This window comes from Halomonas marinisediminis, from assembly GCF_004347715.1.
In the GTDB taxonomy this organism is placed as follows: domain Bacteria; phylum Pseudomonadota; class Gammaproteobacteria; order Pseudomonadales; family Halomonadaceae; genus Halomonas; species Halomonas icarae.
In genome coordinates this window covers 81,129-93,262 of the sequence record NZ_SLTR01000007.1, presented here as the reverse complement: position 1 = coordinate 93,262, position 12,134 = coordinate 81,129, and the positions used below count along the sequence as shown (strand labels likewise).

The 12,134-nt window shown below is 63.3% G+C and carries 13 protein-coding genes; 2 read left to right on the top strand and 11 right to left on the bottom strand.

Annotated elements, in window-relative coordinates; all coding sequences use genetic code 11:
- Positions 1-36 precede the first annotated feature (36 nt).
- From sspA to zapE, 7 genes are all read right to left on the bottom strand, one after another.
- Entirely contained in the window at positions 37-663 is a 627-nt protein-coding gene (sspA, locus tag E0702_RS07285; RefSeq protein WP_132042346.1) for a stringent starvation protein SspA, read from the bottom strand.
- 138 nt (positions 664-801) lie between these two features.
- On the bottom strand, positions 802-1,569 hold the full coding sequence (locus E0702_RS07280) for a cytochrome c1 (protein WP_132042344.1): 768 nt from the start codon (positions 1,567-1,569) through the stop codon (positions 802-804).
- Positions 1,569-2,828 (bottom strand): cytochrome b, encoded by a 1,260-nt coding sequence (locus tag E0702_RS07275; RefSeq protein ID WP_132042342.1) that lies wholly within the window; start codon positions 2,826-2,828, stop codon positions 1,569-1,571. The genes E0702_RS07280 and E0702_RS07275 overlap by 1 nt, the downstream gene beginning before the upstream one ends.
- Positions 2,828-3,427 carry a ubiquinol-cytochrome c reductase iron-sulfur subunit gene (petA, locus tag E0702_RS07270; RefSeq protein WP_132042340.1) on the bottom strand — a complete coding sequence of 200 codons (600 nt, stop codon included), beginning with the start codon at positions 3,425-3,427 and terminating at the stop codon, positions 2,828-2,830. Before petA ends, E0702_RS07275 begins: the two co-directional genes overlap by 1 nt.
- A 216-nt stretch (positions 3,428-3,643) precedes the next feature.
- Positions 3,644-4,033 carry a 30S ribosomal protein S9 gene (gene rpsI / locus E0702_RS07265; protein ID WP_132042338.1) on the bottom strand — a complete coding sequence of 130 codons (390 nt, stop codon included), beginning with the start codon at positions 4,031-4,033 and terminating at the stop codon, positions 3,644-3,646.
- A gap of 13 nt (positions 4,034-4,046) precedes the next feature.
- Positions 4,047-4,475 (bottom strand): 50S ribosomal protein L13, encoded by a 429-nt coding sequence (rplM, locus tag E0702_RS07260; RefSeq protein ID WP_132042336.1) that lies wholly within the window; start codon positions 4,473-4,475, stop codon positions 4,047-4,049.
- Positions 4,476-4,694: 219 nt separating this feature from the next.
- Positions 4,695-5,864 carry a cell division protein ZapE gene (gene zapE / locus E0702_RS07255; protein ID WP_132042334.1) on the bottom strand — a complete coding sequence of 390 codons (1,170 nt, stop codon included), beginning with the start codon at positions 5,862-5,864 and terminating at the stop codon, positions 4,695-4,697.
- Between the two features lie 205 nt (positions 5,865-6,069).
- Between zapE and E0702_RS07250 the strand changes: the two genes are divergently transcribed.
- On the top strand, positions 6,070-6,528 hold the full coding sequence (locus tag E0702_RS07250) for a YhcB family protein (protein WP_161422518.1): 459 nt from the start codon (positions 6,070-6,072) through the stop codon (positions 6,526-6,528).
- A gap of 76 nt (positions 6,529-6,604) precedes the next feature.
- Here E0702_RS07250 and E0702_RS07245 read toward each other — a convergent pair whose 3' ends face one another.
- Positions 6,605-7,366 carry a Nif3-like dinuclear metal center hexameric protein gene (locus tag E0702_RS07245; RefSeq protein WP_132042330.1) on the bottom strand — a complete coding sequence of 254 codons (762 nt, stop codon included), beginning with the start codon at positions 7,364-7,366 and terminating at the stop codon, positions 6,605-6,607.
- A gap of 100 nt (positions 7,367-7,466) precedes the next feature.
- Between E0702_RS07245 and E0702_RS07240 the strand changes: the two genes are divergently transcribed.
- On the top strand, positions 7,467-8,732 hold the full coding sequence (locus E0702_RS07240; RefSeq protein ID WP_132042328.1) for a S1C family serine protease: 1,266 nt from the start codon (positions 7,467-7,469) through the stop codon (positions 8,730-8,732).
- A gap of 70 nt (positions 8,733-8,802) precedes the next feature.
- Here the strand turns inward: E0702_RS07240 and hisD are convergent, their stop codons facing one another.
- From hisD to murA, 3 genes are all read right to left on the bottom strand, one after another.
- Positions 8,803-10,122, bottom strand: coding sequence for a histidinol dehydrogenase (gene hisD / locus E0702_RS07235; protein ID WP_132042326.1), 1,320 nt, complete (start codon positions 10,120-10,122; stop codon positions 8,803-8,805).
- Positions 10,123-10,185: 63 nt separating this feature from the next.
- Positions 10,186-10,839 carry an ATP phosphoribosyltransferase gene (hisG, locus tag E0702_RS07230; protein ID WP_132042325.1) on the bottom strand — a complete coding sequence of 218 codons (654 nt, stop codon included), beginning with the start codon at positions 10,837-10,839 and terminating at the stop codon, positions 10,186-10,188.
- 25 nt (positions 10,840-10,864) lie between these two features.
- Positions 10,865-12,127 carry a UDP-N-acetylglucosamine 1-carboxyvinyltransferase gene (gene murA / locus E0702_RS07225; protein ID WP_132042323.1) on the bottom strand — a complete coding sequence of 421 codons (1,263 nt, stop codon included), beginning with the start codon at positions 12,125-12,127 and terminating at the stop codon, positions 10,865-10,867.
- Positions 12,128-12,134: the final 7 nt, after the last annotated feature.

Here is a 12,134-nt window from a genome sequence, read left to right as displayed (position 1 = left end):
TTGGCCGGCCGCCCGAAGGCGGCCGGGAAAAGTGTATCAGCTGCGAATCTCGCGTTCGCGCTCGCTCAGTGACGCCTTGAAGCCGTCTCGCTCGAAGACTCGCTCCATGTAGTCGAGCAGGGGGACTACCTGTTTCTCGGGCAGCTCGATGCCCAGGGCGGGCAGACGCCACAGAATCGGTGCCAGGCAGCAGTCCACCAGGGTGAACTCCTCGCTCATGAAGAACGCCATGTCCTCGAAGATGGGCGAGATTCCGACGAGACTCTCACGCAGCTCCTTGCGCGCCCTGTCCGCCTCTTTCTTGCTCCCCTGCTCGATCTGCTCCACCAGCGGGCACCACTCGCGCTCGATACGGTGCATCCAGAGGCGACTCTGGGCACGCGCCACCGGATAGACCGGCAGCAGCGGGGGGTGTGGGAAGCGCTCGTCCAGGTACTCCATCATCACCTTGGACTCATACAGCACGAGATCTCGATCCAGCAGGGTCGGCACGCTGTTGTAGGGGTTGAGATCGGCGAGATCCTCGGGGGGCTGGTCCGGGTTGACCTCCACGATGTCTACCGCCACCCCCTTTTCGGCGAGCACGATACGCACCCGATGGCTGAAATGATCGGAGCCACCGGAATAGAAGATCATCGACGACCGCTTGGCCACTACACCCATGAAACAATCCTCGCATCAAATCGAATAACCATGATAACACGCGGGCCTCGCTCCGCGGGGAAGCGATTGACGCGACACATACGTCACGGGGGCGCATGGCCGTCGGCCATGCGCCCCCGTCTCTCTGCAACCCGTCGGTCAGTGGATGTCGCGCCAGTACTCACGCTTGAGCAGGTAGGCAATGACGCCGAAGATGAAGATGAAGATCAGCACCTTCGGGGCCAGAGCCTGGGCCTGCAGCTTGGATGGCTCACCCACATAGGCCAGGAAGTTGGTCAGGTCGTAGACCGCCTCCTCGAACTCATCCGGCTCCAGCTCGCCCGGCTGAGTCACCTGGAGCACATCACAGGACTGGTACTTGCCTGTCAACGGATCGAGCTCGGCACCCTCAACAGGACGATCGGTCTCGGAGCACACCATCTCCTGCACGCCCTGCAACGGCTCGAGCACATTGGGCATGGCCACCATGTCGAACACGGCATTGTTCACACCAGTACCGGTGCTCGGGTCCTTGTAGAACGAGAGCAGGTAGGAGTAGATCCAGTCGGTACCGCGCAGTCGTGACTCGAGGGTCAGGTCAGGCGGCGGCGCACCGAACCAGGCCTCGGCATCGTCCTTGTTCATGGCGATATGCATCTGGTCATTGAAGGCCAGATCCGAGGAGAAGATCAGATTCTCCTCGACCAGATCCTGAGGCATCCCCAGGTCCTCGGCAGCACGAGCGAAGCGCTGGTGCTCAAGCGAATGACACCCCATGCAGTAGTTGGTAAAGAGCTGCATGCCCCGCTGCAACGATGCCTTGTCATCGAGGTCGGGGGTCATGGAGTACGGGACGCTCGCGCCTCCAGCGGCAATGGCCGTGAGGGGCACCAGCGCGAAGAGCAGTGCGAACAGTTGCTTTTTCATTAGCCAGTCACCCTCTCCGGAACGGGTTTGGTCTTCTCCAGCCGAGTATAGATCGGCATCAGCAGGAAGAAGGCGAAATAGACGGCGGTGCACACCTGAGCCAGCACGGTACGGCCATCGGTAGCCGGCAGCACGCCCAGGACCCCCAGAATGACAAAGCTGATCGCGAACAGCACCAGCATCACCTTGGACATCCAGCCCTTGTAGCGCATGGAGCGCACAGGGCTGCGGTCCAGCCACGGCAGCACGAACAGCACCGCGATGGCAGCGCCCATGAAGATCACGCCGAGAAACTTGGCATCGAGCCCGAACAGCGAGAAGGTGATCGCACGCAGAATCGCGTAGAAGGGCGTGAAGTACCACACCGGGGCGATGTGGTCCGGCGTCTTCAGCGGGTTGGCCGGCTCGAAGTTTGGCTTCTCGAGGAAGTAGCCCCCCCCCTCGGGGAAATAGAAGATCACCACCGCGAAAACGAACAGGAAGACAGCCACGCCGACGATATCCTTCACCGTGTAGTACGGATGGAAGGGAATGCCATCCAGCGGCTTGCCGGTCTCGTCCTTCTTCTTCTTGATGTCGATGCCATCAGGATTGTTGGAACCGACCTCGTGCAGGGCGATGATATGCAGCACCACCAGCGCCAGGATCACGATGGGCAGCGCCACCACGTGGAGGGCGAAGAAGCGGTTGAGGGTAATGCCCGAGATCAGGAAGTCACCACGAATCCACTGGGTCAGGTCGGGACCGATGACCGGAATCGCGGAGAACAGCGAGATGATCACCTGGGCACCCCAGTAGGACATCTGACCCCAGGGCAGCAGATACCCCATGAAGGCCTCCGCCATCAACGCCAGGTAGATCGCCATGCCGAAGATCCACACCAGCTCGCGGGGCGCCTTGTAGGAGCCATAGAGCAGGCCGCGGAACATGTGCAGGTATACGACCACGAAGAAGGCCGTGGCGCCGGTGGAGTGCAGGTAGCGAATCAACCAACCCCACTCGACATCGCGCATGATGTACTCGACGGAGGCGAAGGCGCCCTCGGCAGAGGGGTTGTAGCTCATGGTCAGCCAGATCCCGGTAAGAATCTGATTGACCAGCACCAGCAGGGCCAGCGAGCCGAAGAAGTACCAGAAATTGAAGTTCTTGGGGGCGTAATACTTGGACAGGTGCTCCTGCCACATCTGCGTCGCGGGGAAGCGCTCATCGACCCAGCGCATCAAGCCCTTTTCCGCCATCGGCTTGTTCGGGTTACCCATCAGGCAGTCTCCTCATCTTCGCCAACGATGATGATATCGTCGGACTCGAAGCGGTAAGGCGGCACCTCCAGGTTGGTGGGCGCCGGCACCCCGCGGAATACCCGGCCCGCCAGATCGAAGCGCGAGCCATGGCAGGGGCAGAAGAAGCCACCCGGCCAGTTGTCGGTGCCCACATCGTCCGCATCGGGCTCTGGACGAAACAGCGGTGAGCAACCCAGGTGGGTACAGATGCCGATCAGGACCCCGATCTCGGGCTTGATGGAGCGCAGGGGGCCATCGATGTAGGCCGGCTGCTGCGGCACGTCTGATGCAGGATCGGTAAGCCGCGAGTCATCGAACGACTCGATGCGCTCGATCATCTCCGGAGTGCGGTTGACGATCCACACCGGCTTGCCACGCCACTCCACGGTCATACGCTGGCCGGGTTCAAGCTTGGACACATCAGCCTGAACCGGCGCGCCCGCCGCTCTCGCCCTGGCACTCGGCTGCCAGGAAGCCACAAAGGGGACCGCAACCCCGACAGCACCAATCCCACCGACAACGGTGGTAGCACCCACGAGGAAACGGCGCCGACCCTTGTTCACGCCGTTATCTGCCATTTCAAGGTTTCTCCCATCAGCTTACCCGTTGACCCATCACGGGCATCATCCCCGCGACCACGGACACCAAATGCGGTACATGTTAAGAAATCGCGCCGCCGTGCACAAGGAAAAGGACCCTGCCCAAGACGGCTTGATGCACACAAATTGTTGACGCAGAACAAGAAACGCCCGGGTTGATAACCCGGGCGTCGCATACTCCATGGCGGCTGGTGATCAGCGCTTGGAGAACTGCGGACGACGGCGCGCCTTGCGCAGACCAATCTTCTTACGCTCGACCTCACGCGCATCACGGGTCACATAACCCGCCTGACGCAGCGGCGCACGGAAGTCTTCGTTGTAGGCCATCAAGGCACGGGTAATGCCGTGACGAATCGCGCCGGCCTGGGCAGAGCCACCGCCACCCTTGACGGTGACGTAGACATCGAACTGACCAAGGGTCTCGGTCAGCTCGAGGGGCTGACGAACGACCATGCGGCCGGTGACGCGGCCGAAGTACTGGTCCAGCTCACGGTTGTTGACGGTGATCTTGCCGGTGCCCGGCTTCAGGAAAACGCGGGCAGTAGAGGTCTTGCGGCGCCCGGTACCGTAGTATTGCTGTGTCATGGCGGAGATTCCCTCAGATGTTCAGTTCTTGCGGCTGCTGGGCGGCGTGCGGATGTTCGGCACCGGCGTAGACCTTGAGCTTGGTGTACATGGCGCGACCCAGGGGACCCTTGGGCAGCATGCCCTTCACGGCACTCTCGATGATACGCTCGGGAGCGTGATCAAGCATCTTGTCGAAGGTCATGGAGCGCAGGCCACCGGGATAGCCGGTGTGACGATAGTAGGTCTTGGCCTTGGCCTTGTTGCCGGTCACCTTCACCTTCTCGGCGTTGATCACGACGATATAGTCGCCGCCGTCCACGTGGGGGGTGTACTCCGGCTTGTGCTTGCCGCGCAGGCGACGAGCGATTTCGGTGGCCAGTCGGCCGAGCGTCTTGTCCGCGGCGTCGACGACGTACCAGTCGCGCTCGACGGACTGCGGTTTGGCAGTGAACGTCTTCATGAAATCTCACCAATCAAGTGTATTGGGTTCTGCCACCGGATGACCGGCATGGAACCATCCCTATTCTTCTTGGTTGGCCTCGACGCGCGAGACCAACGAGTAGAGCGCGCGAATTCTACATGAATGCGGCCCTGCTGTGCAATGCCGGTGCAAGCCGTAAGCCAAGCCTAGGTCAAGGGAACTTACTGTTCAGAGCTCACAGCCCCGGGTGCAGTCCGGCTAAGGCTTGTGGGCTAGGGCGAGGTAGTCGTGGGACTGCATCTCCTGCAGGCGAGAGAGGGTCCGCTCGAACTCGAACTCCAGGCGGCCGTCGCTATAGAGCGACTCGGCAGGCACCTCGGCGGACATCAGCAACTTGACACCCCGGTCGTAGAACTCGTCGACCATGTTGATGAAGCGCCGCGCCTGATCATCTGACTTCCCATCCATGCGCGGCACATTGGAGACCAGCACGGAGTGAAACTCCCGCGCCAGCTCGATGTAATCGTTCTGGCTGCGAGGCCCATCACAGAGCTCGCGAAACTCGAACCACACCACATCATCGTGGAGTCGACGTGCGTGAAGCACACGATGATTGATTTCCAGAGGAACATCGGACTCGCCATCCTGGCCGGCTATTGCGCGGAAGCTACGTGCCAGCTCGACCTCCGCGGCATCATCGAGCGGCGAATGAAATATCTCGGCACGCTCGAGCGCCCGCAGCCGATAGTCGATACCCGAGTCGACATTGACCACCTCGCAGTGCCGCTCCAGCAGATCGATGGCGGGCAGGAAGCGCGCACGCTGCAGCCCCTCCTTGTAGAGCTCGCCGGGCACGATATTGGACGTTGCCACCAGTACCACGCCTCGCTCGAACAGCGCCTCGAGCAGATTGGCAAGGATCATCGCATCGGTGATGTCCTTGACGAAGAACTCATCGAAGCAGATCACCCTGGCCTCGGCCGCGAACTTGGCGGCAATCAGGCGCAGGGGGTTCTTCTCGCCCTTGTAGTGCTCGAGCTCGTTATGCACCCGCTGCATGAAGCGGTGGAAGTGGGTGCGCATCTTCTCGGGAAAAGGCAGGGACTCGTAGAAGGCATCCACCAGATAGGTCTTGCCACGACCCACGCCTCCCCAGAAGTAGAGGCCGCGAATCGCCGGCGGGTCCGTCTCGGCGGGCTCACTGCGCGCTCGCTTGCCGAACAGCCCCGCCACGCGCGAGGCCAGCCCGCCTCCCGTTGAGCTGGCGCGGGCAGGTGCCTGGGGCGAACGCAGCAGATCGTCATAGAGACGCTGCAGATGCTCCACGGCCTGGGCCTGGGCGGCATCATACTGGAAGTCGTGGCGTTCCAGGTCGGCCCGATAGCGGGCCATGGGGGTCGGGCGAGTGTCTCGATTGGCGGCATTCATGAGGACGAAAACGGCCTGTTTCGGCTTCGACAGGAGGCATATTATACGCGTCTGAACAACGAAGCGCATCGCTGGTGCCAGCACGCGTTGACCCATCGCCTAGGCTCGCCCCTATAATAGTGCGCGTCGGGGCCACCGCCCCACCATCGGATCCGCTCGCCGTAACGTCGGCCGCAGGATCGTTCACCGCCGCAGGGAGACCGACGTGGACGAGAGCAACATCAACTGGATTCTAGCCATTGCCTGCCTGCTGGCCGGTGTCGGCTTGGGGGCACTGGGATACCACCTGCTCTATGCCGGTACCGACGGTATGCAGCGTCTGCGCCAGCGCCTGGCCGAACGCGACAGGGAGCTTTCGGCCCTGCACGACGGCATGGGCGAACACTTCGACGAGATTGGACGACTGACGGAGACACTGCGCCAGAATGGCGAGGCGCTGGCCGCGCGCCTCGCCGCAGACGCCGACACCCTCGGTGTACGCTCCCGACCGGCCCGTGGTCTGGCCATGGATGAGGCCGCAACAGCTACCGAAGAAGGGAGCGATAACACTCCCCCAACGCCCCGTGACTACGCCGACGGCTCGGGCGGCACCCTGTCCGAAGACTTCGGTCTCAAAGAAGCCGATAGCCAGGATGGCGAGAAGTTCGACGCTCCCCGCTACTGAGCCGTTCGACGCCTGCCACTACTTTTTGTCACGATCGAGGCCCCGCTTCATGAGGCGGGGCGCTCACTCCCTGGGACTATGCCGGGTTGTCGATATCGACGAAACGGTGCTCGAGGCTGAACTCCACGCCCAACCACTCCCCCAGAGCCCGAACGCCATCTCGCTCGGTGGCATGATGCCCCGCACAGAGGTAGTGGATGCCCAGCTCGCGAGCCAGATGGGTTGTGCGCTCGGAGATCTCGCCGGAAATGAAGGCATCTGCCCCCGCCTCCCAGGCCGCCGTAATCATGTCCTGAGCCCCACCGGTGCACCAAGCCACGCGGCGAATCTCGCCAACATGAGGCGCCTCTACCAGCAGCGCCTCGCGCCCCAGGCGCTCGCCCACATGAGCGCTGAGCGCCCGGGCATTCATGGCTGCTGGTGGCGCCCCCAGCCACAGCAATCCCTCTCCCATTGCACCGTCGGCGCACCCCTCCACCGTAAAACCGAGACGCCGCCCCAATTCGGCGTTGTTGCCGAGCTCGGGGTGAGCATCCAGCGGCAGGTGATAGGCCAGCAGGTTGATATCGTGGATCAGTAGGGTCTGCAGACGCCGGCGCTTCATGCCGGTAATCGCTACCGGCTCGTTCTTCCAGAAGTAACCGTGGTGCACCAGCACCAGATCGGCTCCCCAGGCGACCGCCTCGTCGAGCAGTGCCTGGCTGGCGGTGACGCCGCTAAGTAGGCGCAAGACCTCCTCTCGCCCCTCCACCTGCAGACCATTGACGGTGTAGTCTTTGAAGCGGCTGGCCTGCAGCCTGCTATCGCAGGCGGCTACCAGGGCATCGCGATGAGCCATCGTCTCCTCCGGACGCTGTGGAATGAAGGTGTTACCATGCGCCGATTGTAACCGTCGCCGCCACGCTTCGGCGACCGCTCTGACGAGGATCGTGCCCCGCATGCCCTACCGATCGCCGCGCCATCACCTTCGCTTGCTCGCGCCCTATCTGCTGCCCGTCGTGATCGGGCTCCTGCTTGCCGTGGCACTGCTCAATGCCTTCCCGCAATTGTCGGGGCGCCATGGCAGTGACGCCCCGGTTGTAATGCCCTCTCCCGCATCCCGCGAACCACTTGCAACATCCCCCGAAGCAGAGGGACCCCGTGACACCATCGCGCGCCCGGCACCCGAGCTGCGTCAGGCGCCACCGCTCTCCCGCGAGCAGGGACCGGCCAGCTACGCCGCAGCGGTGGAGCGTGCCGCCCCTGCCGTGGTTAATATCTACTCGTCTCGGGTCGTCGAACGCGACCAACATCCACTAATGTCGGACCCCTTCTTTCGACAATTCTTCGGCGACGACATGCCTGCCCGCCAACGCATGCTCTCGAGCCTGGGCTCGGGTGTGATCGTCAGCGAGCAGGGCTACGTGCTGACCAATCATCACGTCATCGGTGGCGCCGATCAGATCCAGGTCGCACTGCGTGACGGGCGCGAGACGCTGGCGGAAGTGATCGGCACCGACCCCGAAAGCGACCTAGCCGTGCTGCGCATCACGCTTGATGATCTGCCGGTCATCGAGCTGGCCGACTCCACGGAGGTGGCCATCGGCGACGTGGCCCTGGCCATCGGCAATCCCTTCGGGGTCGGCCAGACGGTCACCATGGGCATCATCAGCGCCACCGGGCGCAGTCACCTGGGACTGAACGCCTACGAGGACTTTATCCAGACCGATGCTGCCATCAATCCTGGCAACTCCGGGGGGGCACTTATCAACCCCGATGGCGCCATGGTCGGTATCAATACCGCCATCTTTTCACGTTCCGGTGGCTCCCAGGGCATCGGCTTCGCCATCCCTGCCAACCTGGCACGCAATATCCTCGAGCAACTGGTCATCCAGGGACGCGTGATCCGTGGCTGGTTAGGGGTCGAGGCTCAGGAGCTCAATCCGGAGCTGGCTGCCTCCTTCGGCCTGACGACGCCGCGCGGCGTGATCATCGCAGGCGTCGTGCCTGGCAGCCCCGCCGATCAGGCCGGCCTACGCCCCGGTGATGTGTTGGTCTCCATCGATGGCCGGGCGATCTTCGATGCGCGGGAAACGATGGCCGATATCGCTGCCGTGGAACCCGGCGACAATCTACCCCTTACCGTAGTGCGTGGTGGCGAGGAGCTGACGCTGACGGTAGAGGTCGGCGAACGACCATCCCCTCAACTCCCCCCCTCCCAGTAAGCGCTCGCCCTACCAGGCGAAGGGCCCTGTCTTTCGGCAGGGCCTTTTTTGCTCATCCCGACACAGCGGTTCACGTCTTGATGCGATACTCGGCGCTACGTGCATGCGCGGTCAGCGACTCACCACGCGCCAGCACCGAGGCAACCCTACCGAGGGTTGAAGCACCTTCGGCGGAGCAGTGGATGATCGATGAACGCTTCTGGAAGTCATAGACGCCCAGCGGCGACGAGAATCGCGCCGTTCCCGAGGTGGGTAGCACATGGTTGGGCCCGGCGCAGTAGTCGCCCAGAGCCTCGGCGGTATAGCGCCCCATGAAGATGGCACCGGCATGACGCACCTCGGGTAGCCACCCCTCGGGATTGGCGACCGAGAGTTCGAGATGCTCGGGGGCAATGCGATTGATCAGGGCCACCGCCTCGGCGCGATCGCGACAGCGAATCAGCGCCCCGCGTCGGGAGAGAGACTCGCGCACGATCGCGTGGCGATCCAGGGTCGGCAGCAGGCGGTCGATGGCCGCCTCCACGGCATCCAGATGTTCGCCATCCCAGCTCACCAGAATCGCCTGGGCATCCTCGTCGTGCTCGGCCTGAGAGAAGAGATCCATGGCCAGCCATTCGGGGTCGGTGCCACCATCTGAGATCACCAGGATCTCCGAAGGACCGGCGATCATGTCGATGCCCACCTGACCGAATACCGCCCGCTTGGCGGTGGCCACATAGATGTTGCCCGGACCGACGATCTTGTCGACCCGTGGCACCGTCTCGGTGCCGAAGGCCAGCGCAGCAATCGCCTGGGCGCCACCCACGGTAAAGACACGATCGACACCGGCCAGATGTGCCGCGGCCAGCACCAGCTCGTTGAGCACGCCGTCCGGCGTAGGCACCACCATGATGATCTCGCGAACACCGGCCACATGGGCAGGAATCGCGTTCATCAATACCGAGGAGGGATAGGCCGCCTTGCCGCCGGGCACGTAGATGCCGGCACGATCCAGCGGCATGACCTGCTGGCCGAGCACGGTACCGTTCTCCTCGGTGTAGTGCCAGGATTCGGGCTTCTGATGCTCATGGTAGAGCCGGATACGCTCCGCCGCCTGGGCCAGCGCCTCGCGCTGGTCATCGGGCAGTCCCTCATAGGCCCGGCGCAGGCGCGGCGCATCGAGGGTGAGCTCGACCATGTCCGCGACCGCAAGGCGATCGAAGCGATTGCTGGCCTCCACCAGGGCCGCATCGCCGCGCTCCTTCACCGCGGAGAGAATCTCGGCGACCCGGGCCTGTACCTCGCCATCGGAGACCCCCTCCCAAGCGAGCAGATGGTCGAGCCGTGCCGAGAAGTCGGCGTCGGCGGTCGCGAGGCGGGAGATTCCGGAAGAGGCGTTGGTCTCGGTCATGACTGTATCTCTATGGTGTCGGGCCTGTTGATATCAAGCTGTCCGATTCGGTCGTCAGGCAGCTCAGCCGGCAACGTCTTCGCGACGGGCAACAACCGCCTGCTTGAGGCGCTCGAGCAGTGGCTTGATGCGCGCATGTTTCATGGTCATGGACGCCTTGTTGACCACCAGCCGAGTCGTGACCGGCGCAATCAGCTCCCGGGGCTCCATGCCATTGGCGCGCAGGGTATTACCGGTATCGACGATATCGACGATCTCATCGGCCAGATTCATCAACGGTGCCAGCTCCATGGCACCATAGAGCTTGATGACCTCGGCCTGAATGCCCTGCTCGGCATACCAGCGCCGGGCGATATTGACGAACTTGGTGGCTACCCGCCGCCTGGCGCTGGCCGGCTCGGCGCCGACGATCCCGGCGGTCATCAGCTTGCACCGCGCAATCTCGAGGTCGAGGGGCTCATAGAGACCCGCCGCCCCATGCTCGAGCAGCACGTCCTTGCCCGCGATACCCAGGTCCGCGGCACCCAGCTGCACATAGGTCGGCACATCGGTGGCTCGAATGACCACCAGCTTGACGTCGGGCAGGTTGGTGTCGAACAGCAGCTTGCGACTCTTGCCCAGATCCTCCACCGGCTCGACGCCGGCATCGGCCAGCAGCGGCAGCGTCTCTTCGAGGATACGGCCCTTGGAGAGGGCCACGATCAGTTGTTTGCTCATGCTCTTGCCTTGGTCCGGGTACAGGCTAGCCGGGTACACGCCGAATGCGTGCGCCCAGCAGTTGCAGCTTCTCCTCGATACACTCGTAACCGCGATCGATATGGTAGATGCGGTCGACCAGAGTCTCCCCCTCGGCCATCATCGCCGCGATCACCAGCGACGCCGAGGCACGCAGGTCGGTGGCCATCACCGGAGCGCCGGATAGCCGCTCGACCCCCTCGATCACCGCGGTATTGCCCTCCAGCGCGATCCGCGCCCCCATGCGATTGAGCTCCTGAACATGCATGAAGCGGTTCTCGAAGATGGTCTCCACCACCCGGGAGCTGCCATCGGCCACCGCATTCATGGCCACGAACTGGGCCTGCATGTCGGTCGGAAAGGCCGGATAGGGCGCGGTACGAATATTGACCGGTCGCGGGCGCTTGCCGTGCATGTCCAGGGCGATCCAGTCATCACCGGTGGTGATCTCGGCACCCGCTTCCTCGAGCTTGGCCAGCACCGCCTCGAGAATATCGGCACGGGTGCGACGCACCTTGACGCGGCCACGCGACAGCGCCGCGGCCACCAGGAAGGTACCGGTCTCGATCCGGTCGGGCATCACATCGTGATAGGCACCATGCAGACGCGGCACGCCCTCGATGGTGATGGTGTCGGTGCCGTGACCTCGGATGCGGGCTCCCATCTTGATCAACAGCTCGGCCAGGTCGACCACCTCGGGCTCCCGTGCGGCATTCTCGAGCACCGTGGTGCCCTCGGCCAGTGCCGCGGCCATCAGGAGATTCTCGGTACCGGTGACGGTGACGGTATCGAAGAAGATCGTGACCCCCTTCAGCCGCCCCTCCACACGGGCGCGAATATAGCCGCCCTCGACGCGAATCTCCGCCCCCATGGCCTCCAGGCCTCTCAGATGCAGATCTACCGGGCGTGAGCCGATGGCGCAGCCCCCCGGCAGGGAGACGTCGGCGTGGCCAAAGTGAGCCAACAGCGGTCCCAGGACCAAAATGGAGGCACGCATCTTCTTGACCAGCTCATAGGGGGCATCACAGTGCGCCACCTGAGAACCGTCGAGCTGGATGGTCATCTTCTCGCCCATCACCGCTTCCACACCCAGGTGCCCGAGCAGTTCCAGAGTGGTGGTGATGTCCTGCAGATGCGGTAGATTGCCAATGGTCACCGGCTCGTCGGCCAGCAGGGTGGCGCAGAGGATGGGCAGGGCGGCGTTCTTCGCGCCGCTGGCCCAAACCTCGCCGTCGACCGGCCCGTTGCCGGTAATGATCAACTTGTCCATGAGGGCT